Source organism: Tardiphaga sp., from assembly GCF_044340795.1.
In the GTDB taxonomy this organism is placed as follows: domain Bacteria; phylum Pseudomonadota; class Alphaproteobacteria; order Rhizobiales; family Xanthobacteraceae; genus Tardiphaga.
The window spans coordinates 35545-61397 of the sequence record NZ_JBIISY010000007.1; the positions used below are offsets into that span (position 1 = coordinate 35545).

General features: G+C 60.5%; 24 protein-coding genes. 18 read left to right on the forward strand and 6 right to left on the reverse strand.

Features of this window, described 5'->3' with window-relative positions:
- Window positions 1-74 precede the first annotated feature (74 nt).
- The 3 genes from hydA to ACIQ17_RS02245 all read left to right on the forward strand — a co-directional run bounded on the left by hydA (window position 75) and on the right by ACIQ17_RS02245 (window position 3351).
- The gene (gene hydA, locus ACIQ17_RS02235; RefSeq protein ID WP_398464916.1) at window positions 75-1544 is read left to right on the forward strand and encodes a dihydropyrimidinase; all 1470 of its coding nucleotides are present in this window, start codon (window positions 75-77) and stop codon (window positions 1542-1544) included.
- A 69-nt stretch (window positions 1545-1613) separates the two neighbouring features.
- The gene (locus ACIQ17_RS02240) at window positions 1614-2588 is read left to right on the forward strand and encodes an NAD-dependent epimerase/dehydratase family protein (protein ID WP_398464918.1); all 975 of its coding nucleotides are present in this window, start codon (window positions 1614-1616) and stop codon (window positions 2586-2588) included.
- Between the two features lies 1 nt (window position 2589).
- Window positions 2590-3351, forward strand: coding sequence for an SDR family oxidoreductase (locus tag ACIQ17_RS02245; protein ID WP_398464920.1), 762 nt, complete (start codon window positions 2590-2592; stop codon window positions 3349-3351).
- On the opposite strand, the gene ACIQ17_RS02250 is transcribed toward ACIQ17_RS02245, so the two are convergent.
- Complete coding sequence (locus tag ACIQ17_RS02250; protein WP_398464922.1) at window positions 3352-4266, reverse strand: LysR family transcriptional regulator; 915 nt, start codon at window positions 4264-4266, stop codon at window positions 3352-3354. It lies immediately after the preceding gene.
- 258 nt (window positions 4267-4524) lie between these two features.
- Here ACIQ17_RS02250 and ACIQ17_RS02255 point away from each other — a divergent pair, with 258 nt between their 5' ends.
- From ACIQ17_RS02255 to ACIQ17_RS02290, 8 genes are all read left to right on the forward strand, one after another.
- Window positions 4525-5961, forward strand: coding sequence for an NAD(P)-binding domain-containing protein (locus tag ACIQ17_RS02255; protein ID WP_398464924.1), 1437 nt, complete (start codon window positions 4525-4527; stop codon window positions 5959-5961).
- Window positions 5962-6088: 127 nt separating this feature from the next.
- On the forward strand, window positions 6089-7711 hold the full coding sequence (locus tag ACIQ17_RS02260; RefSeq protein ID WP_398464927.1) for an ABC transporter substrate-binding protein: 1623 nt from the start codon (window positions 6089-6091) through the stop codon (window positions 7709-7711).
- 114 nt (window positions 7712-7825) lie between these two features.
- The gene (locus tag ACIQ17_RS02265; protein ID WP_398464929.1) at window positions 7826-8857 is read left to right on the forward strand and encodes an ABC transporter permease; all 1032 of its coding nucleotides are present in this window, start codon (window positions 7826-7828) and stop codon (window positions 8855-8857) included.
- Entirely contained in the window at window positions 8854-9702 is an 849-nt protein-coding gene (locus ACIQ17_RS02270; RefSeq protein WP_398464931.1) for an ABC transporter permease, read from the forward strand. Before ACIQ17_RS02265 ends, ACIQ17_RS02270 begins: the two co-directional genes overlap by 4 nt.
- A complete protein-coding gene (gene nikE, locus ACIQ17_RS02275; protein ID WP_398464965.1) occupies window positions 9702-11375 on the forward strand; it encodes a nickel ABC transporter ATP-binding protein NikE in 1674 nt (557 codons plus the stop codon). The genes ACIQ17_RS02270 and nikE overlap by 1 nt, the downstream gene beginning before the upstream one ends.
- 103 nt (window positions 11376-11478) lie before the next feature.
- Complete coding sequence (locus tag ACIQ17_RS02280) at window positions 11479-12921, forward strand: FAD-binding oxidoreductase (protein ID WP_398464933.1); 1443 nt, start codon at window positions 11479-11481, stop codon at window positions 12919-12921.
- An 18-nt stretch (window positions 12922-12939) separates the two neighbouring features.
- Window positions 12940-13872, forward strand: a complete 933-nt coding sequence (locus ACIQ17_RS02285) for a dihydrodipicolinate synthase family protein (protein WP_398464935.1) — start codon at window positions 12940-12942, stop codon at window positions 13870-13872.
- Window positions 13872-14657 (forward strand): SDR family oxidoreductase, encoded by a 786-nt coding sequence (locus ACIQ17_RS02290; RefSeq protein ID WP_398464937.1) that lies wholly within the window; start codon window positions 13872-13874, stop codon window positions 14655-14657. The genes ACIQ17_RS02285 and ACIQ17_RS02290 overlap by 1 nt, the downstream gene beginning before the upstream one ends.
- A 142-nt stretch (window positions 14658-14799) precedes the next feature.
- Here the strand turns inward: ACIQ17_RS02290 and ACIQ17_RS02295 are convergent, their stop codons facing one another.
- Window positions 14800-15213 carry a GNAT family N-acetyltransferase gene (locus ACIQ17_RS02295; RefSeq protein ID WP_398464939.1) on the reverse strand — a complete coding sequence of 138 codons (414 nt, stop codon included), beginning with the start codon at window positions 15211-15213 and terminating at the stop codon, window positions 14800-14802.
- Between the two features lie 312 nt (window positions 15214-15525).
- Here ACIQ17_RS02295 and ACIQ17_RS02300 point away from each other — a divergent pair, with 312 nt between their 5' ends.
- From ACIQ17_RS02300 to fabI, 5 genes are all read left to right on the forward strand, one after another.
- Window positions 15526-16617, forward strand: coding sequence for an AI-2E family transporter (locus tag ACIQ17_RS02300; protein ID WP_398464941.1), 1092 nt, complete (start codon window positions 15526-15528; stop codon window positions 16615-16617).
- A gap of 99 nt (window positions 16618-16716) precedes the next feature.
- The gene (locus ACIQ17_RS02305; protein WP_398464943.1) at window positions 16717-18945 is read left to right on the forward strand and encodes a TerB family tellurite resistance protein; all 2229 of its coding nucleotides are present in this window, start codon (window positions 16717-16719) and stop codon (window positions 18943-18945) included.
- Window positions 18935-19897: a phosphate acetyltransferase gene (locus tag ACIQ17_RS02310; protein WP_398464967.1), complete on the forward strand. Its 963-nt coding sequence runs from the start codon at window positions 18935-18937 to the stop codon at window positions 19895-19897. Before ACIQ17_RS02305 ends, ACIQ17_RS02310 begins: the two co-directional genes overlap by 11 nt.
- 5 nt (window positions 19898-19902) lie before the next feature.
- Window positions 19903-21117 (forward strand): acetate/propionate family kinase, encoded by a 1215-nt coding sequence (locus tag ACIQ17_RS02315; protein ID WP_398464945.1) that lies wholly within the window; start codon window positions 19903-19905, stop codon window positions 21115-21117.
- Entirely contained in the window at window positions 21114-21905 is a 792-nt protein-coding gene (gene fabI / locus ACIQ17_RS02320; protein WP_398464947.1) for an enoyl-ACP reductase FabI, read from the forward strand. Before ACIQ17_RS02315 ends, fabI begins: the two co-directional genes overlap by 4 nt.
- A 49-nt stretch (window positions 21906-21954) precedes the next feature.
- Here fabI and ACIQ17_RS02325 read toward each other — a convergent pair whose 3' ends face one another.
- On the reverse strand, window positions 21955-22605 hold the full coding sequence (locus tag ACIQ17_RS02325) for a 3-oxoacid CoA-transferase subunit B (protein ID WP_398464949.1): 651 nt from the start codon (window positions 22603-22605) through the stop codon (window positions 21955-21957).
- A 3-nt stretch (window positions 22606-22608) separates the two neighbouring features.
- The gene (locus ACIQ17_RS02330) at window positions 22609-23256 is read right to left on the reverse strand and encodes a CoA transferase subunit A (protein WP_398464969.1); all 648 of its coding nucleotides are present in this window, start codon (window positions 23254-23256) and stop codon (window positions 22609-22611) included.
- 341 nt (window positions 23257-23597) lie between these two features.
- Here ACIQ17_RS02330 and ACIQ17_RS02335 point away from each other — a divergent pair, with 341 nt between their 5' ends.
- A complete protein-coding gene (locus ACIQ17_RS02335) occupies window positions 23598-24056 on the forward strand; it encodes a potassium channel family protein (protein WP_398464951.1) in 459 nt (152 codons plus the stop codon).
- Here the strand turns inward: ACIQ17_RS02335 and ACIQ17_RS02340 are convergent.
- Entirely contained in the window at window positions 24034-24717 is a 684-nt protein-coding gene (locus ACIQ17_RS02340) for a helix-turn-helix domain-containing protein (protein ID WP_398464953.1), read from the reverse strand. The genes ACIQ17_RS02335 and ACIQ17_RS02340 overlap by 23 nt on opposite strands.
- 261 nt (window positions 24718-24978) lie before the next feature.
- On the opposite strand from ACIQ17_RS02340, the gene ACIQ17_RS02345 reads away from it, so the two are divergent.
- On the forward strand, window positions 24979-25614 hold the full coding sequence (locus ACIQ17_RS02345) for a response regulator transcription factor (protein ID WP_398464955.1): 636 nt from the start codon (window positions 24979-24981) through the stop codon (window positions 25612-25614).
- On the opposite strand, the gene ACIQ17_RS02350 is transcribed toward ACIQ17_RS02345, so the two are convergent.
- Window positions 25615-25853, reverse strand: a 239-nt coding sequence (locus tag ACIQ17_RS02350; RefSeq protein ID WP_398464957.1) for an invasion associated locus B family protein, incomplete at its 5' end; no start/stop codon positions are given. It lies immediately after the preceding gene.

Genomic DNA, 25853 nt, shown 5'->3' on the forward strand with positions numbered 1-25853 from the left:
TCACGCACCTGCGCACAGGCGCGCGACAGATGCGTGTCTGTGCGTGCCCAGTATCGACTGTCACGGAGACTGCTATGACCGAAGCCGCCTTCGACCTCATCATTCGCGGCGGACGTGTTGCTACAGGCTCTGATGTATTCGAAGCCGATGTCGGCATTTCCGGTGAAACAATCACGGCCATCGGGCGCGGCCTGTCCGGTGCGAAGCGCGAGATCGACGCACGCGGAAAATTCGTGCTGCCGGGAGGCGTCGATACCCATTGCCATATCGAGCAGCTCTCCGCCGCCGGTATCGTGAATGCCGATACGTTCGAGAGCGCGACGACGTCGGCGGCATTTGGCGGTACGACCTCGGTGATTTCCTTTGCGGCCCAGCATGTCGGCATGTCCTTGCCGCAGGTGCTGGAGGATTATCATGCGCTGGCGCGCAAGGGCGCGGTGATCGATTACGCGTTCCACATGATCATCGCCGATCCGACCAAGGAGACGCTGGAGCGCGATCTACCGACGATGATCAAGCAGGGTCATGGCTCGATCAAGATCTTCATGACGTATGACCGGCTGAGGATGGATGACGAGCAGTTGCTCGATATCCTGATCGCCGCACGTGATGGCGGAGCGATGCTCTGTGCGCACGCGGAAAATCATGGCATCATTTCGTGGATGGTGAAGCGGTTGCTCGCCCGTGGCTATACCGATCCGAAATATCATGCCGTCAGCCATGCCCGTATTTCCGAAGCTGAGGCATTCAATCGCCTGATCGGCATGGCCGCGCTGGTCGATCAGCCCATCATGATCTTTCACGTCTCCACCGCAGAAGGCGCGAAGGTGATCAGGCAGGCGCGCGGCGAAGGACTCAAGGTGTTCGCCGAAACCTGCCCGCAATATCTGTTCATGACGGCGCAGGATCTCGACAAGCCCGGGATCGAGGGCGCCAAATGGATGTGCAGCCCGCCGCAGCGCGGCGTCGCCGATCAGGAAGCGCTGTGGCAGGCCCTAATGCTCGGCGATCTGCAGACCGTCTCGTCCGATCACGCGCCGTATCGTTTCGACGAGACGGGCAAGCTGCGCGCCGGACCTAGTCCGAACTTCAAGCAGATCGCGAACGGGCTGCCGGGCCTCGAATTGCGGCTACCGTTGCTGTTCGACGCGATGGTGTCGAAGGGCAAGCTCGGGCTGGAGAAATTCGTCGAGATCACGGCCACCGCGCCCGCAAAAATTTACAATCTCCATCCGCGCAAGGGCTCGGTTGCCATCGGTGCCGATGCCGATATTGCAATCTGGGATCCGCAGCGCCGTGTCACGGTCAGCGATGCCATGATGCACGATCTCACCGGTTACACGCCTTTTGCCGGGCGCGAACTGCAGGGATGGCCGGTGACCGTGCTGTCGCGTGGCCGTGTCATCCTGGAGGACGGCAAACTTTCTGCAACGCCGGGATCAGGGCGCTTTCTGGCGCGGAGTGGTGGCGAGGCGGCGAAGCCGACGGGGCGGCTGGTTGCCGAGATGAATCCGGAATTGAATTTCGGTGCAAAGCTGCTCTGACCGCATCCAGCTGGAATCGAGGAAGTGGTTGATGCGTTTGCGTGATGCTGATTGCACGAGGCTGTTCACATGCACGTTCTGATCTTCGGTGGGACGGGCTTCGTCGGCCTGAATATTGCGGAGAACCTGCTCGCAGGTGGGCATCGGGTGACACTGTTCGATCGTGCGCCGCCGCCAGCCGCAGCGGTCCGCGCCTTCGCTGTGCACCGCGAGCGGCTGCATGTCGTTCAGGGAGATGTCACCGATCATGCCGCTGTGACCGCGGTGATCGGCACTCAGGTCGATGCGGTGGTGCTCGGCGCGGCGATCACTGCGGGGCCGGCGCGTGATGCCGCTGATCCCGGCAGTATCCTGCAAGTCAATCTGGCAGCGCAGGTGCCGGTTCTGGAAGCAGCTCGGAATGCCGGCGTGCGGCGTATCATCAATCTGTCGTCCGCTGCGGCCTATGGCGCCAGCGGTCAGCGCTTTGCCGTGCTGGACGAGGATACGCCCTGCGATCCGGTCGCGCTGTATCCCATCACCAAATTCGCGTCCGAGCGTGTCGCGGCACGGCTCGCCGATCTCTGGCAGATGGACATTATCAGCGTGCGCTTGTCCGGCGTTTTCGGCCCGTGGGAGCGCGCGGGCGGTGTGCGCGACACGCCGTCGCCGCAAGCCCTGATCATGGCTTGCTGCGCCCAGAGGCGTCCGGCGCTGCTGAGCGATCCCGGCGAGAAGGATTGGGTCTATGCGCCCGACGTGGCGGCTGCCGTGCAATTGCTGCTTGAGGCAGAGCGGCCGCGTCATGGGCTCTACAATATCTCCACCGGCATCAATTATACGGCGGAAGCTTGGGGGGAGACATTTGCGGCGTTGAACCCCGGATTCGCTTGCAGGCTCGTTGAGCCGGGCGAGACGCCGACGGTGACGGTCTATGGGCCGGAGCGGGCACCGCTGTCGGTGCAGCGGCTCGAACAGGAATTTGGTTGGCGCGCGAAATTTGACTGCGCGGCATCGGCTAATGATCTGAGCCGATGGCTCGGCGAATATGGCGGAGTGGAATGAGATGAAACTGGCTGGGCAGGTTGCGATCATCACAGGGGCCGGATCAGGCATTGGCCGGGCCAGCGCGCAGCTTTTTGCGCGCGAGGGTGCATATGTTGCCGTCATCGACCGCGATGCGGCTGGTGCCGAAGAAGCGCTGGCAACGCTGCGTGCGGCGGGAGGTGACGGCAAGGTCTATGTCGGTGATGTCGGCGATCCCGAATTCGCCACTGCGACTGTCGATGCTGTGGTCGCTGGCCATAAACGTGTTGATACGTTGATGACCGCGGCCGGCTTTTCGTGCGGCGGCACTGTGATCACCACGGATCCGGCCGATTGGGATGCTGTGTTTCGCGCCAATGTCGGCGGCACCTGGCTTTGGGCGCGGGCGGCGGTGCCGGTGATGCAGCGCCAGGGCAAGGGCGCAATCATCACGCTTGCTTCGCAGCTCGCGGTCGCTGGCGGCAGGGGCAACACCGCCTATATCGCGGCGAAGGGCGCCATCGTCAGCCTCACGCGCACCATGGCGGTGGACTTCGCGCCCGATGGCATTCGTGTCAACGCGATCGCACCGGGTGCGATCGATACACCGATGCTTCGCCGCAGTTTTGCCCGCCATGCAGACCCGGAGCCGGTGCGTGAGGCCTCGCGATTGCGCCACGCCATGAAGCGTTTCGGTCAGGCCGAAGAAGTGGCCCAGGCCGCGCTTTATCTGGCCGGTGACGGATCGTCTTTCGTGACCGGCGTGGTGTTGCCGGTCGATGGTGGCTGGCTCGCTGCTTGATCAAGGCGCCGAGGGCTTCCGCTCGCGCGCTGGTGCCGCCTTGCCGCGCAGGATCTGCGCGAGTGCGGCGGCATTGCGCGACAGCGGCTCGAAACGCGGTGTGAGCAGATAGGCCTTCATGGCTGTACGCGGCGCAAGCGGCCGAGACACGAGGTCGGGCCAAGCGTGGCCGCGCAGCACGAACTCGTCGACTACAGCAATGCCTGCACCGGAGCGCACCATGGCGCAGGCGTCGGGCGTAAAGCGCACGCTCGTGGTAATGCGGATCGGCTCGGCGCTTCTTGCCAGCGCGCTGGCGACGATGTGACCATAGGGGGTCTGGTCAGCGAAGCCGATCAACGGATAGGGCGCGAGTTCACGCGCGCGGACGCTGCGCTGCTTTGCGAGCGGATGGTTCACCGGCATGACGACGTTCAGCGACCCCTCGGCAATGACCTCAACATCGACTGTTGGCTCGTCCACCGGCAGGACCGAGATACCCAAATCTGCGCGCGCAGTGGCCACCCGGCCGATGATTTCGAGCAGCGTCAGGCTCTCGAATTCCACCTTGAGATCAGGGAAACGTCGCCGCAGTTTGGCGACGGCTTCGGGCACCATGCTATGACCGGCGCTCGGGCTCGCAACAACCCGCACCGAGCCGGTGCCACGGGCACGCAATTCATCGGCAAGATCATTGATGCGCAGGACGCCGCGATGTACCTCGTCGACCTCGGCGAAGAGCCGTCGTGCTTCCGGTGTCGGCTGAACGCGGCCGCGCACCCGTTCGAACAACTGAAGTTTCAATCCATCTTCCGTGTAAGCGAGCAAGCGACTGATGGCGGGTTGCGACACCGAGAGCAGTCGTGCCGCTCCACTAATCGATCCGGTCACCATGATGGCGCGAAATACTTCAATCTGCCGCAAGTTTAGGCGCATGCGCATGTTCCGGTGCAAGAGAAGCGGTGATGGTCGCCTGGTCGGTCACTGGCGTCCATAACAGCCGATTATGGGTGTTGGACGAAATAGTATATTTCGTTCTGATATCGCCTTGCTACTCTTCTCGTGCCGGACTGAATGAAGCGGAGAGAGCGTGAGCGGAATTGGTTTCGTCAGGCGCGGTGGTGACCACTGCCGATGTGCAGGTGCTTCCCTTGGGTGTCGCGGCGCGCAATATCGATTCAGAAAGGGCGGCGCGTGATGGATGCGCTCGCTGCTCACGCTGTACTCGTCCAGGCCGATCTTGCCAAAACGGCTCATCCATCGATGCCATGGTTGACGCCGGTTGTCGGGCCGGACGGCAGGCCTGCGCTGGATGTCCTGATCGTCGGCGGCGGACAATCCGGACTTGCCATCGCTTTCGCGCTCGCGCGTTCTCAGGTGAAGAACGTGCTCGTCGTCGACAAGGCAGAGGAGGGGCTCGAAGGCCCTTGGCTCACCTATGCGCGCATGCCCACGCTTCGCAGCCCGAAGGATTACACGGGTCCGGATCTGGATATTCCGTCGCTGACCTATCAGTCATGGCATGAGGCAAAATACGGTGCCGACAGTTGGCGCGATCTCAATCTGATCTCGCGCGAGAATTGGGCAGACTATCTGCTTTGGTATCGCCGCGTGCTTGATCTTCCAGTGCGCAATGGTTGCGAGGTGACCGATATTGCGTCGGTCGATCACGGTTTGCTAGCGGTTACGATGCGCACGTCTGGGGGCGAGGAGCGCATTTATACGCGCAAACTGGTCCTCGCCACCGGGCAGGAGGGGATGGGTGACTGGAGTATTCCGGCGCCGCTGCGTCATCTATCAGCTGAGCGTTGCGTGCATTCTGCCGCACCTGTCGATTTTGCAAGCCTGCGTGGTCGTCGCGTTGCTGTGATCGGCGCCGGTGCGTCTGCGTTCGACAATGCCGCGGCCGCGCTCGAGCACGGTGCTGCCGCAGTTCACCTGCTTTGCCGTCGCACGGCAATACAACTGGTCCAGCCCTATCGCTGGCTGACATTCCGTGGCTTCCTGCGCCATTTCTCCGACCTCGATGATGCATGGCGATGGCGTTTCATGCGCGCCATCCTCGAAATGCGCGAGGCATTTCCGCAGCCCACCTATGACCGTTGTGCGCGTCACGCTGCCTTTGACCTGCAGGAGGGCGTTCAGGTCAATTCTGCGAGCGAGACAGCGGATGGTGTCGTGCTGCGGACGTCGCGAGGTGAGATGATTGCCGACCTCGTCATTTGTGGTACCGGTATCGAGATGGACTTCACAAAGCGCCCGGAACTGACGCGCTGCGCCGATAATATTGCGCGCTGGGCCGATCGCTACCGGCCGCCGGCGAATGAACAGAGCGAGCGGCTCGCGCAATTCCCGTATCTCGCCGATGATCACGCGCTGTGCGAGCGCGTGGACGGTCATACGCCCTGGATTGGCGATATCCATCTTTTCGCGATCGCGTCTACCATGAGTTTCGGACCGTCGGGGTCGTCGATCAATGCCATGACGACGGCGGTGCCGAAGCTGGTGAACGGTCTGACGCGCGGCTTGTTTCGCGCCGACATCGACAAGCACTGGGCATCTTTCAGCGCCTACGACGTTCCGCAAGCAGTTGTATGGCACGCCGGCGAGAACGCAGAGAGCGGCACGTAGGAGCCGCATGGATGCCGCGCATGGCGTGCGGCATCTTTCCCAAGCAGCACCGCCATGTTGGCATGTCTATTGCTTCGTCTTCAAAGACTGCAGTTGGTGCCAAATGTAACTAACGGGGACATTGTTGATGAGCATTGTGCATTCGAAGCGTGTTTGGATCGCAGCCGCGTGTTTGGGCCTGGCAATCACAGTTAGTGCTCCTTCCGCTCATGCGCAGACTCGCGCCGAGACGTTGCGTTATTTGACGGGCGCTGCTGTCAACACGCTCGATCCCAACATTCCCGGTTCGACCCGTGAGGCTTTCGCGGTCAGTCTGTCGACTTACGATCGCCTGGTGTCGTTCGGTCGCAAACAGATGAATGGCAAGTGGGTGTTCGACCTCGACAGCATCCGCGGCGAGCTCGCGGAATCCTTCGATGTCAGCCCGGACGGTTTGAAGATCACCTTCAAGCTGCGTAAGGACGCCAAGTTTCACGACGGCACGCCTGTTACCGCCGAAGACGTCAAGTGGTCGCTGGATCGCGTGGTTACGGCCAAGGTTCTCGGAAAGGCGCAGTTCCTGACTGGCTCGATGACCGATGCGGGGCAGTTCAAGGTCATCGATCCGCTCACCATCGAAGTCACGCTGCCGCAGCCCGACAAGCTGGCGTTGCCAAATCTCGCCACTGTCTATCCGATCATCATCAACTCAAAGCTCGCCAAGGCTCATGCCACTGAGGATGATCCATGGGCAGAAAAATGGCTGAAGGAAAATACCGCTGGCAGCGGCGCCTATGTGATCGAGCAGTTCAAGCCGGGCGAGCAGGTCATCCTGAAGCGCAACGACGCCTGGAATCGCGGTCCTGACAGCAAGCAGGCTTTCTTCAAGCGTCTGATCGTACAGTCGGTGCCGGAGCCCGCCACCCGCGCCAGTCTGGTGGAGAAGGGCGATGCCGACATCGTCATCGATCTGCAGGCCAGCGATGCGCAGGCGCTCGAGGCCAAAGGCAAGCTACAGGTGATCTCGACGCCGCAATACAACGCGATCACGTTCATTTCGATGAACAATCAGATGCCGCCTTTCGATAGGCCGGATGTCCGACGTGCGATTGCCTATGCGCTGCCCTATGACGATATGTTCAAGGCGTCGTTGTTCGGTCGCGGTCTCCTGCTGGCCGGCGCAACATGGGCCGATGCCAAGCCGCCGAGCGGCGCATTCCCGATTTCGCAGCCGATCAAACTCGATCTCGAAAAGGCGAAGGCCTATCTGAAAGCGGCGGGCTATCCGGACGGGTTTTCGACGACTTTCAGCTTCAATGTCGGCCAGTCGGCGACAGCGGAGCCGATGGCTGCGCTGCTGAAGGAGTCGTTGGCCAAGATCGGCATCAAGGTCGATATTCAGAAGCTGCCGGACGCGCAGATGTCGACGCAGGTTACCGAGAAGAAAGTGCCTTTCTTTACCGAGGGCATTGTCGCCTGGCTGCCATCCACCGACTACTTCTATCGTAACTTCTACACCGGCAATCAGCGCTGGAACTACTCGTCGATCGACAATCCGGACCTGACTGCTCTGGCGCAGAAGGCGCGTTTCGAGGCCGATAAGGCGAAGTATGAGGAAGATGGCAAGAAACTCAACGCCATGAATTTTGACCTGATGCCGCAGATTCCGCTATGGCAGCCGAGCCAGGACGCGGTGATGGCGTCGAACATTACGGGCTACACCTATCAATTCCATCGTCAGGTCGATTATCGGGACCTCAGCCGGAAATGAGTGTGTCCTCACCCATCTGCGCTGCGAGGTGCCGCTTCGCGGTACCTCGCATTCCTGACAAAAGCGCTGTGGTTATGAATGTCATGGCAATCTTTGCGACCGTGAGGCTCTGACATGTTGCTGCTGGTCTCGACCGCAAGGCGCGCGATCATCCGTCTTGCTTCGTCGCTGCCCGCGCTGTTTGGCGTGCTTGTTCTGACTTTCCTGCTAATGCGGGTGCTGCCGGGAGACCCCGCGGTGTTTTTCGCGTCCGGCCCCAATTCGGGCAAGGAGGAAATCGAGACCATCCGCAAGCAGATGGGACTCGATAAGCCGGTGCCGACTCAGCTCGCGCTGTATCTTTACGATGTCGGTCGCGGCAATCTCGGTCGTTCGCTCATGACAGGGCAGGCGGTCACCAAGGACCTGCGTGAGCGCCTGCCGGCCTCGCTCGAACTGACTTTCTCGGCCCTTGTTCTCGCGCTTATCTTCGCGGTTCCGCTCGGTGTCATTGCGGCGTTGCGACCGGGATCGTTGATCGATCATGGCGTGCGGCTGTTCTGCGCAATGGGTGTCTGTGTGCCGACCTTCGTGTCGGGGCTGCTGTTGATCTATATCTTCTACTATCTTCTCGGTGTTTCGCCTGACCCCACAGGGCGCGTTGATATCTTCACCACATTGCCGCCGGCCCACACCGGATTCCTGCTGATTGACTTCGCTGCCGCCGGCGACTGGGAAGGCTGGTGGGCGGCGTTCAAGCAATTGATCCTGCCGGCCTGCACCATGGCGCTGTTCGTCATTGCCCCGCTCGCACGGATCACGCGTGCCTCGATGCTGGCCTCGCTCGGCAGCGATTTCGTCCGCACGGCGCGTTCGGTCGGCCTGTCGTGGTGGCGCATCATCGTCACTTATGCGCTGCGCAATGCCATCCTGCCCGTCATCACCATCGCTGGAATCGTCTTCTCGACCATGCTCGGCGCCAATGTGCTGGTTGAAAAGGTCTTCTCCTGGCCCGGCGTCGCGTCTTACGCGCTCGATGCGTTGTTGTCGTCTGATTATGCGCCGGTGCAGGGGTTTGTGCTGCTGATGGCTTCGGTCTTCGTCATCGTCAATCTGGTCGTGGACATGCTCTACGGCATTGCTGACCCCAGGATCTCTATCGGATGAGCAGCGCCACTCTGCAGCACGCCGCCTTCATCCTGCGTGGCAACCCAGTCACCGGCCTGGCCGCTTTCGGCGCGGCGGTGCTGATCTTTCTCGGCATATTCGGGCCATGGATCGTGCCCTATGATCCCATTGCATCGAATGTCCAGAACGCCTTGATGCCACCGAGTGCTGCCCACTGGGCCGGCACGGATCAGCTCGGGCGCGACGTGTTCAGCCGGATCATCGTTGCTGCGCAGCTCGATCTTGCGATTGCCGTCTCGGCTGTCGGCATTTCCTTCGCAATCGGTGCCGTGATCGGCGCGCTATGCGGCTATATCGGCGGGCGGCTCGATCGCTACGTTGGACGCTTCGTCGATGTGCTGATGGCCTTCCCGCTATTCGTTCTCGCCATGGCAATGGTCGCTGCGCTCGGCAACCGGGTCGAGAACATCGTGATCGCCACCGCGATCATCAACTTGCCATTCTATATTCGCTTCGCACGCGCCGAGGTGAATGTCCGGCGCAATGTCGGCTGGGTCGAGGCCGCGCGGGCGTGCGGCGATAGCCATGTCTCCGTGGTTTTGCGCTTCCTGCTCCCCAATGTGCTGCCGGCCATGGTGGTGCAGATGTCGCTGAATCTCGGTTGGGCGATCATCAACGCGGCGGGTCTGTCGTTCATTGGTCTGGGCGTGAAACCGCCGACGCCGGAATGGGGCATCATGGTCGCCGAAGGGGCGCGCTTCATCTCCACCGGCAAATGGTGGCTGGTCGCCTTTCCCGGCTTGGCGCTGATGCTGGCTGTGCTCTGCTTCAATCTGCTCGGCGACGGGCTGCGTGATATCCTCGATCCGAGACAGCGTACGTGATGGTGACGAATAAGCCGCTGCTAGACATCGAAGATCTCGGTGTAACCTTCTCTACCCGTCATGGGCCCGTCGAGGCGGTTCGCGGCATTTCGCTGTCGCTCGCCGAGGGGGAGACCCTCGGCATTGTTGGCGAAAGCGGCTCCGGCAAGTCGGTGACGGGCTTTGCCATTACGCGCTTGCTGGAAAGATCCGGTCGAATCTCGCAGGGGCGCGTCACCTTCCGTGGTCGCGACATCACCCGGTTGACCGCTGCAGGCCTGCGCGAGATGCACGGGTCGGCGATGGCGATGATCTTCCAGAACCCGCGCGGCGCGCTCAATCCGATTCGTGCCATCGGCCAGCAGGTCGCCGATGCGATCCTCGCGCATCGCAAGATCTCTGTTCGCGAGGCACATGCCGAGGCGCGCGAACTGCTCAAGGCGGTCAAGATCCGAGATCCCGAAAAGCGGATGAGTGCGTATCCGCACGAACTCTCCGGAGGCATGTGTCAGCGCGTAATGATCGCGATGGCGATCTCCAGCAATCCAGCGCTGCTGATTGCCGATGAACCCACCACCGGCCTTGATGTCACCACGCAAAAGGTGGTGATGGATCTTCTCGCCGGCATCGCCGCCGAGCGCGGCATGGCGATCATTCTGATCACGCATGATCTCGGCCTCGCTGCGCGTTACTGTCGCCGCGTGGTGGTGATGGAAAAGGGCAAGCTGGTCGAGCAGGCCGATGCGCGCGAATTGTTTCACGCACCGCGACATCCCTATACGAAGCGTCTGGTCGCCGCATCGCCGACAGCGACGTCGCGGGTGGAGGACCTCGTCGCCGCCGACGAGCATCTCTTGACGCCCGCGGTGCCTGCGCCTCCGCAGCGCGATCCCGCGCATGGAACGCCGCCGCTGCTCGAGGTGCTGAATCTCGTCAAACGCTTCGATGACGGCACCGTCGGCGTCGCCGAATTCTCGATGGTCATCAAGCCCGGCGAGAGCGTCGGGCTGGTCGGGGAATCGGGCTCGGGAAAGAGCACGACGTCGCGGATGATCTGCCGGCTACTCGATCCGAGCGAGGGCATTATCAATTTCAACGGCGAATCCATCAGCCGGGTTGCGGCCCGCGACTTCCACCGTGCGCCACAGCGGCGTGAGATTCAGATTGTATTCCAGGATCCGAATGACAGCCTCAACCCGCGTTATACGGCGTTCGACTGCATCGCGCATCCGCTGATCCGGCTGCTCGGCATGCGCGATGGCGCCGAGCTGCGCCAGCGGGTTGGCGAGTGCGCATATCGCGTCGGCCTGCCCGCCGAGCTGCTGCAGCGCTTTCCACACCAGCTTTCCGGCGGGCAAAAAGCCCGTATCGGCATTGCGCGCGCCATTGCCTGCCGGCCGAAACTGCTAGTGCTGGATGAGCCGACCGCGGCGCTCGACGTGTCCGTTCAGGCCGTGGTGCTGCAACTGCTCGACCGGCTGCGGCGCGAGGACAATCTCGCCTTCCTGTTTGTCAGCCACGATCTCAACGTCGTTCGCATGATGTGCCAGCGCACCATCGTGTTGCGTAACGGCGCCATCGTCGAGCAGGGCGCAAGCCACGCGTTGTTCACCGATCCTCAGACGGATTATACGCGTGCGCTGGTCGATGCCGTGCCCCACATCGAAGCCCCGCGGTCGCTCGTTCCGGCGTGATGCGGCCTCGGTATAGCGCCCATAACACCCGATTATAGGCGTTGGATAACTTGGTATTATCCGGTCCCCCGTTTGGACATTAGGGTTCGTCGCGATTGGACCGATGGACAAAAGGGACGTGATTGTGAACGCGGTCAGGGAGCTTATCGAGACGCTCAAGGATATCGTAGGTGCCGCGAATGTTCTAACCGAACCTGTCGAGCAGGCTCCTTTCCTCGCTGACTGGCTGGGCAAGTATCGCGGCGAGGCAGCCGCAGTGGTGCGCCCGGGAACGACGCAGGAGGTTGCCAATGTGATGGCGGCCTGCACTGCTGCGCGGGTGCCTGTCGTGCCACAGGGCGGCAATACCAGTATGTCCGGCGGCGCGACACCGGACCCCTCGGGACAGGCGGTTGTGCTGTCGTTGCAACGGATGAGAAGAATTCGCGCGCTGGATCCGATCGGGCAGACGATTGCGGTCGATGCAGGCGTCATACTCGCCACGGTTCAAAGCGCGGCGGAGGAGGCCGGCTTCTTCTTTCCGCTCAGCCTCGGTGCCGAAGGTAGTTGCACCATCGGCGGAAACCTCGCCGCCAATGCCGGCGGTGTGGCTGTTTTGCGCTATGGCGTGATGCGAGAGCTCACACTGGGCATCGAAGCGGTTCTGCCGGATGGGCGGATCTGGAACGGGATGAAGGCGCTGCGCAAGGACAATACCGGCTATGCGCTGCGCGATCTCTTTATCGGATCCGAGGGCACGCTTGGAATCATTACGGGCGCCGTGCTGAAACTGTTTCCGCGACCGACGGCACGCGCCACGGCATTTGCGGCAGTGGCCGATGTCTCTTCGGCATTACGGCTGCTGGGCGTGATCCGGGCCCATTGCGGTGATCGCCTGACGGCGTTTGAATTCATGACCGGCGAGACGCTGGCCATGATCCAGCGGCAGATCGACAGTGTCCGGGTTCCGTTGGAGCAGATGCCGCCGGCGGGTGTGCTGATCGAACTCAGCGATATCGACGATGAAACGGCGTTGTCGACGCGACTAGAGCGCGCGCTGAGTGCCGCTATGGACGAAGCTCTCGTTGCCGATGCGGTGATCGCTCAGGACAAGGCTCAGGCCGGTGAAATCTGGCGGTTGCGTGAAAGCGTTTCGCAGGCGCTGGTGCGCGAAGGCAGGGCGATCAAGCATGATATTTCCGTGCCGGTGTCAGAGATCGCCGAGTTCGTCGCAACTGCCGATCAGGCGGTTGCCGCAGCAATGCCGGGTATCCGACCGATGGTGTTCGGTCATCTCGGCGACGGCAATCTACACTATAATCTAATGCGGCCGCTCGCCGTGACCGATGCCGAATTCGCCGCCCAGTCGGCCATGTTGACGCGCATCGTCCACGACGAGACCTGCCGGCGTCACGGATCGATCAGTGCCGAGCATGGCATTGGCCAGCTTCGGGTTGACGAAATGACTGTCTGCAAGGCGCCGCTCGAACTCGAATTGATGCAGGCGCTGAAGCAACTGCTCGATCCGCATGGATTGATGAATCCCGGCAAGCTGTTGCCCGCCTAGACCTATCAGGAATGTTCGATGACGTTATTGAATGAGACTGCACGCGGCGTCTATGTGATCGCCGTCACGCCTTTCACTGAAAACGGTGGGCTCGATCTCGACAGTGCCGATCGCATGGTCGAGTTCTATCTCGAGAAAGGCGCGACCGGCCTGACGCTGCTCGGCATGATGGGCGAGGCGCCCAAGCTGACGACCGATGAATCCCGAATTCTCGTGCGCCGGGTGCTTGCGCGGACGGCCGGACGTGTGCCGATCGTTGTTGGGGTCTCGGGACCGGGCCTTGCCGCCATGGACGAATTGACCAGGGCGGTGATGGACGATGGCGCCGCCGGCGTGATGGTGGCGCCCCCTGGCACACTGCGAACGGACGATCAGATTGTGTCCTATTACGACATGGTGGCCGAAGCGGTCGGTGCTGCGACGCCGCTGGTGCTGCAGGACTTTCCACTGTCCACGGGCGTTCAGATCACGCCTGCTGTGATATCAAAAATCGTCGGGCGTTTGCCGAACGTGGTCATGCTCAAGCATGAGGATTGGCCGGGCCTCGCCAAGCTCACAGCGATCCGGGCCGCCAGCGACAAGGGCACGGTGCGCCGGATTTCGATCCTAGTGGGGAACGGCGGGGTGTTTCTGCCGGAAGAACTGACTCGCGGTGCCGATGGCGCAATGACTGGCTTCGCCTATCCGGAGATGATGGTCGATGTCTGGCGCGCTCATACGGCCGGCGATGTCGAGCGCGCCCATGACCTGTTCGATGCCCATCTGCCGCTTGCACGTTATGAGCAGCAGCCGGGGCCCGGCCTTGCTATCAGAAAATACATTTTGGCCAAGCGCGGTGCGATCGCTTCCCCGGCGCTGCGTAAACCCGGTGCCGCATTATCGGCAGCCGACATTGTTGATGTCGAACGGCTGATTTCACGCCAGACACGCCGCTTGAAGGAGATCGGTTGATGGAACTCGGACTGAGTGGCAAAGCCGCGCTCGTACTAGGCGCCAGTCGCGGCCTCGGCGCTGCCGTGGCGCAGACCCTGGTGCAGGAGGGTGCCAGCGTCATTGCAGCGGCACGCAGCACGGAAGATATCGCAGCCTGGGCGGCTGCCTTGCCGTCTGATCAGCAACAGCGGGTCATGCCTATGCGTGTCGATGTCGGGGATCTCGCCTCGGTGGATGCCCTTGTCGATCATCTGCTGGCGAAATCCGGAGTCGACATTGTGATCGGCGACTCCGGTGGTCCACCGCAGCGCGAGGCCGGTGATGCCACGCGCGACGACTGGCTGCGCCAGTTCGAAACTATGGCGGCCAACCTCTTCCATCTCGTGCAACGCCTGCTGCCAGCCATGCAGCAACGCGGCTGGGGACGCATCATTACCATCGGATCGACAGGCATCGAGCAGCCCATCCCGCGCTTGGCGCTCTCCAATGGTATTCGTGCAGCGGTTGCGGGCTGGTCGAAGACCTTGGCCACGGAAGTGGCAGCTCGGGGTATCACCGTCAACATGGCGCTGCCCGGTCGCATCCACACCGAGCGTGTCGATCAGATCGACAAGGCGGCGGCGGATCGCACGGGCAGTAGTGTGGATGCGGTTGCGAAAACATCGATTGCAACGATCCCAGCCGGGCGCTATGGCCGCCCACAGGAATTTGCTGACATGGTTGCGTTTCTGGCGAGTGAACGTGCGTCTTACGTCACCGGCACGATGATCCGCGTCGATGGCGGCCTGATCCGCAGTATCTAGCCACGCGTCTGCCGTTGGACTCGCGACGTGATCGTTGACCTTTCCGAATTGAACTCGCGATGATGATTTTTAGTACGAGCAGCGCGAAAAAACATCTGGGGGATCCGGTTCAGTGCCTCGAAGCCACTGGCATCGCGTAGGGCTATCGTTGCGAAACATGGCGATCATGCGTGTGCTCATCTTCCGGATTGTGCGTGACACTCTGTTCCAGCTTGAGCGAAAGGCTGATGATCTGAGGATCCTTTCGTGGCACTGCCTTGAAGCCGAACTTGGTGAAAATCCTGCGCATCGCAATGTTTTCCGGTAATACCTCCGCAGTGAATTCCTGCAGGCCAGCAGTACGTCCAAGCATGATGAGGTGCCGCATGAGGATCGAACCTACGCCACGCCCTTGCCATGCCTCGACTGTCATGAATGCCATCTCGGCCTTGCCCGGTTCGGAAACAATATAACGGCCCCCCCCCGACCAAAACGTGCCGATTTTCCTCTTCGGCGCGCGCAACCAATGCCACATGGTTGCGGAAATCGACGTCCATGAAGAAAGCGCGCTCCGCATCGGAAAAATGTCGCTTCATCACGAAGAAGCGGCGCTGCAGCGACTGTGCGCTGGATTGTGCAATCGCCGCAAGCATATCCGGTTCATCGTCGGACCGGAGCGCCCGGATAGATATTGTGGTGCCGTCGCGTAGCCGATCATCTGCAACATACGTGGCGATATCGGACATAGGAACTCCGATGCTTGACTGGATGAATTGGCAATTCCGCTGCCGAAATAGGTCCAGCTATCCGATAGAGGCTTGATCTGGATCAAGATTGGCGATCCGAGCGGCGGCGACGGTGATGCGACTGAACAGAGCAAGGCGCGTCTGTGAGAGCAATTCGTCGCGTTCTATCGGGAGACGACGTCATCCAGCTTGCGGTCCGGCTGGGATTGCTGGCCTTGCTGGTGATCTGGACATTCGTATTGATCCGCTCCTTCGTGCCGATCCTGGCCTGGAGCGGTGTCCTTGCAGTCGCGTTTTACCCTGCATTCAAATCGTTGGCAGAGGTGCTCGGCGAGCGTCCGAGGACGGCCGCAACCATTCTTACGATTATCAACCTCGCGATCGTCATCGGCCCTGCCACATGGCTGGGCATGAGTGCCGTGGAGGGAGTGAGACAACTTGCCGGTGATCTCAGCACAGGAAATCTCGTCCTTCCGTCGCCGCCGGAACAGATCAAAGGATGGCGCTTCGTCGGGCCTCAAATATTCGAGATCTGGAGCAGGGCGTCCAGCAATCTCGGGGCAGTCCTGCGTGAGATTGCACCATATTTAAAGCCGTTAGCGAGTACGATGCTCACTCTTGCTGGCAGCGCCGGTGTCGGAACACTCAAATTTCTGCTGTCCGTGCTGATCGCCGGATTCTTCCTTCCTTTCGGTCCTCAATTGATCGCGAGCGGGCGGCGCCTTCTATCCCTCGTCGTTCACGAGCAGAGCGAGCATCTACTGGACGTGGCAGCGGCGACAATCCGCGCGGTCGCGCAGGGCGTGATCGGTGTGGCCATCGTGCAGGCCCTGCTGGCCGGCATTGGGTTCAAACTTGCTGGTATCCCCAGCGCTGGCTTCCTCGCCTTCGGCGTCATGCTGCTGACCATCGTCCAGATCGGTGCCATCATTATTTTACTGCCGGTGATCATCTGGATCTGGATGGAGAACGATTTCAAGACAGCGTTGCCGCTGACAGTCTTCTTCCTCCTCGTTGGCGTGCTCGACAATATGTTGAAACCGCTGGTGATGGGGCGAGGGCTGACCACGCCGACGCTTGTCATCGTGATTGGTGTCATTGGAGGAACTCTTGCGCATGGTGTTGTCGGGCTCTTCATCGGTCCGATCGTCCTGTCGGTCGCCTGGGAGCTGATCGTGGCCTGGATGCGCAAGGATGAGGTTGAACTGGAGTTGGAGCGGAAGGCAGATCCTTGATCCAGATCAACGATGCGCGACGCAGATGTCGCTGCATGAACTGCGCGACGATGAAGTTGGAGCATGCCGATGCAAGCGTCCCAATTCCCGAGTGACCCGATGTCCAGCTTGGTTGCCTCGGCAGTCGAATACATGATCGACGCCGGGCAACGGAGCACGCTGTTTCTCGATGTCTTGCGTCAGCGCGGCGACCAGTATCGTGAACATGTCGCGAAAACAGCGCCGCATGTCCTGCAATATGCGGCTGAACTGATCGTCGACGGTCGCGATTTGATCGAGCCCGTGAATTATGCACTGGTCCGGATCGTTCCGCCTGAGGGCGTTCAGATCGATCTGGAGCGGCGTCCCTTCGTCGTGGTCGATCCACGTGCCGGTCATGGACCGGGCATCGGCGGATTCAAGGCGGACAGCGAGATCGGCGTGGCAATGAAGGCGGGGCATCCGTGCTACTTCATCGGCTTTCTGCCGGAGCCAGTGCCGGGCCAGACTATCGAACGCATCGCACGGGCCGAAGCGCAGTTCATCGAAACGGTGATCAGCCTGCATCCAAGAGCCGACGGCAAGCCGTGTGTCATCGGCAATTGCCAGGCCGGTTGGGCCGTCATGATTCTGGCATCGCTCCGGCCCGAATTATTCGGACCACTGATCATCGCCGGCGCGCCGCTTGCCTACTGGCAAGGCGTGCACGGCAAATACCCGATGCGCTATACGGGCGGTCTGTTGGGCGGCAGTTGGCTCACCGCGATGACCAGCGATCTTGGCGCAGGTAAGTTCGATGGTGCGTGGCTGGTCCAGAATTTCGAGAACCAGAATCCGTCCAATACGCTGTGGACCAAGCAATACAACGTCTACTCCAATATAGACACCGAGGCAGACCGGTATCTCGAATTCGAAAGGTGGTGGGGCGGACACGTCAATCTGAACGCCGAAGAGATCCAATTCATCGTCGATGAACTGTTCATCGGCAACAACCTCGCGGCCGGCAAGATCCTGATGTCGGACGGCCAGAAGGTCGATCTGCGCAATATCAGGTCTCCGATCCTGGTGTTCTGCTCGGAGGGGGACAACGTCACACCGCCGCAGCAGGCGCTCAACTGGATCCTCGACTGCTATGCCGATGTGGACGAGATCAGGGCCTATGGGCAGACGATCGTCTACACCGTTCACCAGAGCATCGGTCATCTCGGAATCTTTGTTTCTGGCGGCGTGGCCAAGAAGCAGCACACGGAATTCTCCAGTAATATCGACCTCATCGATATACTGCCGCCGGGATTGTATGAAGCGACGTTCGAGGCCAAGGGCGAAGCAACGACGAGTGCCGATCTCGTGGTCGGTGATTGGGTGATGCGTTGTGAAGCGAGAACGCTCGACGATATCAGGGCGATGGGCGGAAATTCGCCTGAAGACGATCGTCGTTTCGCCACCGCCAAACGTGTCTCGGAGATCAATCTCGCGACCTACCGGAAATACGTTCAACCCTGGCTCAGAAATGCGTTGACGCCGCAGATGGCGGACGCGATGCGCAATCTGCATCCGCTGCGGCTTCAGTATCATGCCCTGAGCAGCAAGAACCCTTGGATGTTCCTTGTGAAGTCCGCCGCGGAAGCGATCGACGGCAATCGAAAGCCGGTGTCCGGCGAGAACCCCTTCCTGGCGATCCAGGAACGGATGGGAAAGCAGATCGTCCAGATGCTTAACAGCTGGCGTGATGCGCAGGAAGCGCTGAGTGAAGCTGTGTTTCTCGCCATCTATGGCTCGCCCGCATTGCAGGCGGCAGTGGGTATCGACCCGGAATCCGAGCCCGCCCGGCCCCGCCAGATGTCGCCTGAGCATCGCATGATGCTCGACAAGAGAGTTGCCGAGCTGAGATCGAGGATTCAGGAGGGAGGTCTGCGCGAGGCGACGCTCCGTGCTTTGCTCTACATCGGATCGGCGCGTGGGATGGTCGATGAACGGAGTATCGCGGCGCTGAGGCAGGTGCGGCGTGACCATGCAGCAGCGCGATTATCGTTGCCTGAATTCAAGATGCTGGTGCGTGAGCAGTTTTTCATGCTGCTGCTCGATCCGGAAGAGGCGCTGGCCGCCATTCCGAAGCTATTGCCCGCAGACGATAGCCAGAGACGTGCCGCTTTTGTCGCCATGCGCGAGGTGTTGGCGGCAAGCGGTGTTGTTTCCGGTGAACGCGCGGTGAGATTGAGGCGCATTGCCGATCTGTTCGGCGTGGAAGGCGATCCTCAGCTGTCAAACGTCACTTCGTTCGACAGGGATGCCAGAGCATCGCAGGGCGGGGAAAATTCTCAGGGATTGGAGCAACATCATGTCGGTTGAGGCAGGCCAGGCGCGATTTCCCAGCAAGTATGATCGACTGATCACGGCGGCGAAAACGGTGCCGCCGGTGCCGACCGTCGTTGTTCACCCTTGCGATGAGACCTCGCTGCGCGGGGCCATCGACAGCGCCCAGGCGGGCATCATCAAGCCCGTTTTGGTCGGCCCGGTGCAGAAGATCAGGGACGCCGCGGACAAGAGCAGACTCGACATCAATGGGTTGGAAATCGTCGATGCCAGGCATAGCGACGACGCGGCTGCCAGGGGCGTCGAGCTGATTCACGCAGCCAAAGGCGAGATGCTGATGAAGGGAGGCCTGCACACCGACGAACTGATGCGCGCCGTAACAGCAAAGATTGGCGGCCTGCGCACCGATCGACGAATCAGCCATGTCTTCGTCATGGACGTCCCCGCCTATGCGGAGACCATCTTCGTCACAGACGCTGCGATCAATATTTTTCCGGACCTCGCGGCCAAACGGGACATCATCCAGAACGCCATCGATCTTTACAACCAAACGGGGTTCGGCAAATCACCGCGGGTTGCGATCCTGTCGGCAGTCGAAACCGTCACCGCGATGATTCCGTCCACGATCGAGGCGGCCGCCTTGTGCAAGATGGCTGAACGCGGCCAGATCACGGGCGGGCTGATTGATGGCCCATTGGCATTCGACAATGCCATCGATGTCGAGGCAGCGCGCATCAAAGGCATCAAGTCGGAAGTAGCCGGCCGCGCGCAGATTCTGGTTGTCCCCGATCTCGAGGCCGGAAACATGCTGGCCAAGAATCTGGCTTATTTTGCCAAGGCCGATGGCGCCGGCATCGTGCTCGGCGCCCGGGTGCCGATTGTGCTGACATCGCGTGCGGATACGGCGCGCGCCCGCATGGCCTCCTGTGCCATCGGATCGCTCTATGCACACGCCAGGCGTCAACATGCGCCAACGGTCGCAGCGTGACAGCCATGGACACGATCCTCGTCGTCAATGCGGGCTCCTCGAGCGTCAAGTTTCAGATTTTCTCGATCGAGGGCGACGGTACGCTGCAGCGGCGGATCAAGGGGCAGGTCGACGGGATTGGCAGTCGACCGCGATTGCGTGCGAGTGATCGGACCGGTGTTCCGGTGGCGGATCGCGCCTATCCGATCGAGGCCGTGGCCGATGTGCCGGCAGCCATGCTGGTCGCCGGCACCTGGCTGCGTGACGAGCTCAACATCAATCCGATCGCCGTCGGTCATCGCGTCGTGCATGGCGGGCCGGATCATGCGAATCCGGTTCTGATCGATCATGGCGTCGTGGAGCGGCTCGCACGTTACGTCTCGTTGGCGCCGCTGCACCAACCGCATAATCTCGCGCCGGTCCGGACCATCCTGGCCAATTTTCCGGATCTGCCGCAAGTCGCCTGTTTCGACACGGCCTTCCATCGTGACCACGATGCGTTGGCGGATCATTACGCGATCCCTCGCCAGCTTCATGCCGAAGGAATCCGCCGCTATGGCTTCCACGGCCTGTCCTACGAATACATCGCCAGACGCCTGCGACAGGTCGCGCCGAAAGTCGCAAGCGGGCGCGTGGTCGTTGCTCATCTCGGCAGTGGGGCATCGATGTGCGCAATCAGGGATGGCAGGAGCGTCGAAAGCACCATGGGGTTCACGGCACTGGATGGTCTTGCAATGGGAACGCGCGCCGGCCAACTCGATCCGGGCGTTGTGCTCTATCTGCTCGCTGAGAAGGGAATGGCGGTCTCGACCGTACAGGACTTCCTCTATCGCGATTGCGGCATGAAGGGGCTGTCCGGCATCAGCAACGATATGCGTGAGCTGCAGGAGAGCAGCGATCCGCGCGCGGCATTTGCGATCGATTATTTCGTCTACAGGATCGGTCTCAGTACCGGCATGCTGGCCGCTGCCCTGCAGGGGCTCGATGGGTTCGTCTTTACAGCCGGCATTGGCGAAAATTCGGCAGTCATACGCGGCCGTGTAGCAGATCGGCTTTCATGGCTCGGAACCACGCTGGATGCCGGCTTGAATGCCAGCAATGCCGGCAAGATATCGGCCTCGGATAGCCGTATACCGGTCTATGTCATTCCGACCGATGAAGAGCTGATGATTGCGCAGCATACGCTGGCACTTGTGGTGAAGCCGAAGACGCCTGCGCAGGCGCGCGAGAGGATGTCATGACGATTCCCGCATATCCGGAAGCGAGCGTCGCGTTGAGAGGCAAGAAAGGACTGGTCGTCGGGATCGCCAATGATCAGTCCATCGCCTGGGGGTGCGCCAAGGCGTTCCGCGCGCTTGGTGCCGACATTGCCGTGACATATCTGAACGAGAAGGCGAAGAAGCACGTCGAGCCGTTGGCTCAGGCTCTGGAGTCGCCCATCTTCATGCCGCTCGACGTCATGGTGGAAGGAGAAGTCGAAAAGGTGTTCGAGCGGATCGGGCGGGAATGGGGACAGCTGGACTTTCTTCTCCACTCCATTGCTTTCGCGCCGAGAGACGCACTGCATGGCCGCGTCGTCGACGTCGATCGCGAAGGATTCCGGAAGACCATGGACGTGTCCTGTTGGTCGTTCATGCGGATGGCGCATCTGGCGGAACCGCTCATGATGAAGGGCGGCACAATGTTCACCATGACCTATTACGGCAGTCAGATGGTGGTGAAGAACTACAATATCATGGGCGTCGCGAAGGCTGCGCTCGAGGCTGCTGTGCGCTATATCGCAGCCGAACTCGGCCCGAAGGGAATCCGCGTCCACGCCATTTCGCCGGGGCCGCTGGCCACGCGGGCGGCGTCGGGCATTCCGGAATTCGACGAGCTGATGGACAAGGCCCAGTCGCAGGCGCCTGCGCGGAGCCTGGTCAGTATCGATGATGTTGGGCGGGCGACGGCATTTCTCGCGCTCGACGGCGCCAAGCTGATCACTGGCGGCGTGCTTTACATCGACGGCGGTTATCACATTATCGACTGACGGACGGGGGACTGCAGCGACTGGCATCACGGCGGATCATCTTTGGGCGTCAGAGTCTCATCTCCGGTACATGGTCCGGAATGACGAGCTCTGCCTCCGTGACGGCCAAGACCTCGGCGACCGTGACGCCGGGGGCGGTCTCCTGCAAGGTCGCCTTGCCACCCGGAAACGCAATGACAGCCATATCGGTGACGACAAGATCGATCGGCCGTGCCGAGGTCAGCGGAAGGCTACATCTGGCAACAATCTTCGACTTTCCCTTGGCTGCATGCTGCATGGCGATGATCACACGTTTTGCGCCGGTCACGAGGTCCATTGCGCCGCCCATGCCCGGCACCATCTTGCCGGGCACCATCCAGTTTGCGAGGCGTCCGACGGCATCGACCTGCAAGCCACCAAGGACCGTGAGATCGACATGGCCTCCGCGGATAAGGCCGAACGACATCGCGCTGTCGAAGATCGCCGCGCCGGGCAGGGCACTGATGGACTTTCCGCCGGCGTCCGTGAGCAGCGGATGCGCCATCCCCTGTTCTGGAATCGGACCGGTTCCGATCAGACCGTTCTCGGACTGAAAGTAGACGTGCAGTCCCGCCGGCACATAGTTCGCAACCAGTGTCGGAATGCCGATGCCGAGATTGACGAGGTTGCCCTGTCGAAGCTCACGCGCCGTGCGGCGCGCAATGATGGTTTGCGCATCCATGGGTCACCCATTGGCAACGAGATAATCCACCAGAGGACCGGGCGTCACGACGTGATCAGGCGCAATGACGCCCACCGGCACGATATGTTCAGCGGTGACGATGACGGTGTCTGCCGCCATCGCCATCACCGGATTGAAGTTACGCGCGGTCAGGGCGTATGACAGGTTGCCGGAATAATCGGCGAGGAAAGCCTGGACGAGCGCAAAGTCGGCGCGCAAGGCGGTCTCGATCAGGTATGTCTGTCCATCGACATCGATGGTCAGTTTGCCTTCCGCGACGAGGGTGCCAACGCCGGTTGGCGTAAGGACGCCCCCAAGACCGCAACCGCCGGCGCGAATTCGTTCGACAAACGTGCCCTGCGGGATGAGATCAACGATAATCTGCTTGCCCAGCATCTGCCGCTGAGCCTTCGGATTGAGCCCGATATGGGTCCCGATCATCTGCGCCACCTGAGCGCTGTCGAACAGTTTCCCGACGCCCTTTCCAGGCGTGGCGGCGTCATTGCTGATGAGGCGAAGGTTTGATTTCTTCTGTCGCACGAGTTCGTCGAGGAGACGTTCCGGCGTGCCGACGCCCATGAACCCGCCAACCATAATGCTCGCTCCGGTCGGGATCACCGCAATGGCTTCTGCCAGGGAGACAGCCTTCATCACGAAGCTCCGGTCTAAAGCGTTCTGAATACGCTGCTCGTGATTGGTGGCGCGCGCTACATGCTGTCCGTTGATCTGCGTCAAGCTCTCAAAGTGTTCGTCGCATCGAATTGGATGATGAGCCCGGCGACGTTCTACGTGGCTCGGGAGTGTCTGCTATGACCGCGGTCGCCTATACCTATGGCTGGCGTCCTGGGATGGCGCGGTAGTAGGAAACGTCGGCACAGCCTAAAAGGCGGAGTCCGAATGCTGGTTAGTCGTTCGTCAGAACGATGATCGTGTATTCTTGTTGACGTCCGATCAGTCAGTAAAGGTCACTGTCGCACGGTCTGGACGGGATCATGGCGCTTCAGTTTCTCGTTGGCTCTATTGTGACTGCAGTCACGATCATGATTCATGCGCTGGTGACGGTCGGCGCAATCCGCATCGCCCGACAGGCTGGATTGAAAAATACGACGCGACCGCAGCTGCATCTCATGACAGTGATGGTCGAGGTGGCTGCAGTACTCGTGGTCGCGCATACGATCGAGGTCGTCGCATGGGCGTTGACCTATGCAGTAGTTGGTGCTGCGCCAGAGGAGAGTGGCTTCCTCTATTTCGCTTTCGTGAATTATACGACGCTCGGATACGGAGATATCGTACCTTTGCGGAGCTGGCGACTGATCGGACCGATGACTGCCATGAACGGTGTTCTCATGTTCGGCTGGTCAGCGGCGGTTCTGTTCGAGGTGCTACGCAAGACACTGGATCATCTTGCCGCTATCGGGGCGCTGGGCTTTAATTCTGAAGATCGAGACTAGCAAGCCGGTCTCGGTCCAAGAGCAAGATCTGGCGTTGGGTGGTGCCAACAAAGCCAAGGGTGCCGAGACCCTGCAGCCGGGACAATACCCGTGATACGGTTTCCAAGGTCAGTCCAAGATAATCAGCGATATCGCGGCGCGACATCGGTAGCGCGATAATGCCGGTGGCTGTTAGCCGTTTGTCCATCTCAAGGAGAAAGGCGGCAACACGTTCAAGCGAGTTCTTGCGGCCGAGCAGAAGCATGTGGTCTTCCGCGTGCTGAAGGTTGCTCGTGGTCATGGTGAGCAGATTGCGCGCGACCATGGAGTCCCTTTCCGCGACCATCTCCAGACTCTGTCGCTTAATCAGGCGAACAGTCGTATCCACGATTGCTTCCGCAGTGAAGCGGTGCTCATCACCATTCTCCAACCCAAAAATATCGTTCTTCAGATGAAACGCACCAATTTGGCGGCGCCCGTCAGACAGCAATTTGTAGCTTCTCACGGCGCCCGATATCACCCGATAAACATACTCCGCAGGCTCTTTCTCGCCGTAGATCTCGGCACGCTTCCGATACGTGAATTCATTCAGGCTGACGACGGGATTTGAAGTGCTGTCCAGGCCCAGTGCACCAAGAGAGCTTGGGCGGAATGTCGGGGGAATCGCCGAATGAGAAAACATGATTCAATCTCCCTCATGCATAACGATTTTCCGTAGATGTGTGCACTGCAAGAAGAAAGGTCATCCAATTGTGCGCTCGTCTAAGTTGATTTAAGATCAGGAACTGATTACGGGCCATTGTCTCAAGGTTCATTGCACCAAGGTACGATATAACGCCGCGTAATATCATCCTTTGGGGGCAGGGTATCGTTTCAAGGAAGTAGAGATTTTCGATTCGCGTGATGCAGCCATTTGTGCATCGATGATTGGAGCCCGATATAGATGCGTGGCGTCGTCCATGTGGTAGATGACGATGTGTCGTATCGCGTGGCGATAGAGCGACGGTTGAAAGTCGCGGGTTATGAGGTCGCCGTCTACGCATCGGCGACGCAGTTGTTGGATCGTCTACCCCTCTTGGCGTGCCCGGGATGCATCCTGCTCGACGTCCAGATGCCTGGAGGCAGCGGCCCCGAACTTCAAAATAGCCTGATCGAGCTTGGAGTCAGCATCCCGATCGTATTCGTGACTGCGCATGTCGATCCGCCTACCATTGTGCGGGCGATCAAATTGGGCGCGGAGGATTTCCTGACCAAGCCGGTGACGTCTCAGCAACTGATCGATGCAATCGAACGTGCGTTCCAGCGCCAGGGATCGATCGATGAACTTGTGTCCTTGCGTGAACGTGTCCATCTCCTCACGCCGCGGGAGCGGCAGGTGTTCGATCTCATGGTCCGGGGCAAAATCAACAAGCAGATCGCCTATGAGCTTGGAACGACAGAGCGCACGATAAAGGCCCACCGCCATCAGGTGATGGAGAAGATGCGGGTGGTTTCATTCGCAGATCTGGTATCTATCGCGGAAAGATTGGGAATGCGGGATTGCAAGACGCCTCGATCGTTTTCGAATCCTGATGGTTGATCATTCGTCGATGTCTTGCTCGAATGTTTTCGCCGGGGGCATTTTGTCGACCGCGGCGAATGGGCTGAGCGGTATCGTCGCGGTAAGCGACAACAGAGTCGAATCCACGAAGCGAAGGCGCAGAAGCTGCCCAGTCATCATCTGTCTGATCAGTAACGGTGTGGTCCTGGATCCGGCGATGCACGCATTTGTCAGACACCAGGTATAGGGCAGGTGATGGGGCTTGTTCCGATCGATCG

Bases quoted from the DNA above. Each gene is read 5' to 3' on its own strand.
- ACIQ17_RS02330 (WP_398464969.1), bottom strand. From the start codon at position 23,256: ATGAAGGCTGTCTCCCTGGCAGAAGCCATTGCGGTGATCCCGACCGGA.
- ACIQ17_RS02345 (WP_398464955.1), top strand. From the start codon at position 24,979: ATGCGTGGCGTCGTCCATGTGGTAGATGACGATGTGTCGTATCGCGTG.
- ACIQ17_RS02315 (WP_398464945.1), top strand. From the start codon at position 19,903: ATGGACACGATCCTCGTCGTCAATGCGGGCTCCTCGAGCGTCAAGTTT.
- ACIQ17_RS02340 (WP_398464953.1), bottom strand. From the start codon at position 24,717: ATGTTTTCTCATTCGGCGATTCCCCCGACATTCCGCCCAAGCTCTCTT.
- ACIQ17_RS02265 (WP_398464929.1), top strand. From the start codon at position 7,826: ATGTTGCTGCTGGTCTCGACCGCAAGGCGCGCGATCATCCGTCTTGCT.
- ACIQ17_RS02270 (WP_398464931.1), top strand. From the start codon at position 8,854: ATGAGCAGCGCCACTCTGCAGCACGCCGCCTTCATCCTGCGTGGCAAC.
- ACIQ17_RS02285 (WP_398464935.1), top strand. From the start codon at position 12,940: ATGACGTTATTGAATGAGACTGCACGCGGCGTCTATGTGATCGCCGTC.
- ACIQ17_RS02305 (WP_398464943.1), top strand. From the start codon at position 16,717: ATGTCCAGCTTGGTTGCCTCGGCAGTCGAATACATGATCGACGCCGGG.
- nikE (WP_398464965.1), top strand. From the start codon at position 9,702: ATGGTGACGAATAAGCCGCTGCTAGACATCGAAGATCTCGGTGTAACC.
- ACIQ17_RS02240 (WP_398464918.1), top strand. From the start codon at position 1,614: ATGCACGTTCTGATCTTCGGTGGGACGGGCTTCGTCGGCCTGAATATT.
- ACIQ17_RS02325 (WP_398464949.1), bottom strand. From the start codon at position 22,605: ATGGATGCGCAAACCATCATTGCGCGCCGCACGGCGCGTGAGCTTCGA.
- ACIQ17_RS02335 (WP_398464951.1), top strand. From the start codon at position 23,598: ATGGCGCTTCAGTTTCTCGTTGGCTCTATTGTGACTGCAGTCACGATC.
- ACIQ17_RS02310 (WP_398464967.1), top strand. From the start codon at position 18,935: ATGTCGGTTGAGGCAGGCCAGGCGCGATTTCCCAGCAAGTATGATCGA.
- ACIQ17_RS02250 (WP_398464922.1), bottom strand. From the start codon at position 4,266: ATGCGCCTAAACTTGCGGCAGATTGAAGTATTTCGCGCCATCATGGTG.
- ACIQ17_RS02295 (WP_398464939.1), bottom strand. From the start codon at position 15,213: ATGCGGAGCGCGCTTTCTTCATGGACGTCGATTTCCGCAACCATGTGG.
- ACIQ17_RS02245 (WP_398464920.1), top strand. From the start codon at position 2,590: ATGAAACTGGCTGGGCAGGTTGCGATCATCACAGGGGCCGGATCAGGC.
- ACIQ17_RS02290 (WP_398464937.1), top strand. From the start codon at position 13,872: ATGGAACTCGGACTGAGTGGCAAAGCCGCGCTCGTACTAGGCGCCAGT.
- fabI (WP_398464947.1), top strand. From the start codon at position 21,114: ATGACGATTCCCGCATATCCGGAAGCGAGCGTCGCGTTGAGAGGCAAG.
- hydA (WP_398464916.1), top strand. From the start codon at position 75: ATGACCGAAGCCGCCTTCGACCTCATCATTCGCGGCGGACGTGTTGCT.
- ACIQ17_RS02280 (WP_398464933.1), top strand. From the start codon at position 11,479: ATGGACAAAAGGGACGTGATTGTGAACGCGGTCAGGGAGCTTATCGAG.
- ACIQ17_RS02260 (WP_398464927.1), top strand. From the start codon at position 6,089: ATGAGCATTGTGCATTCGAAGCGTGTTTGGATCGCAGCCGCGTGTTTG.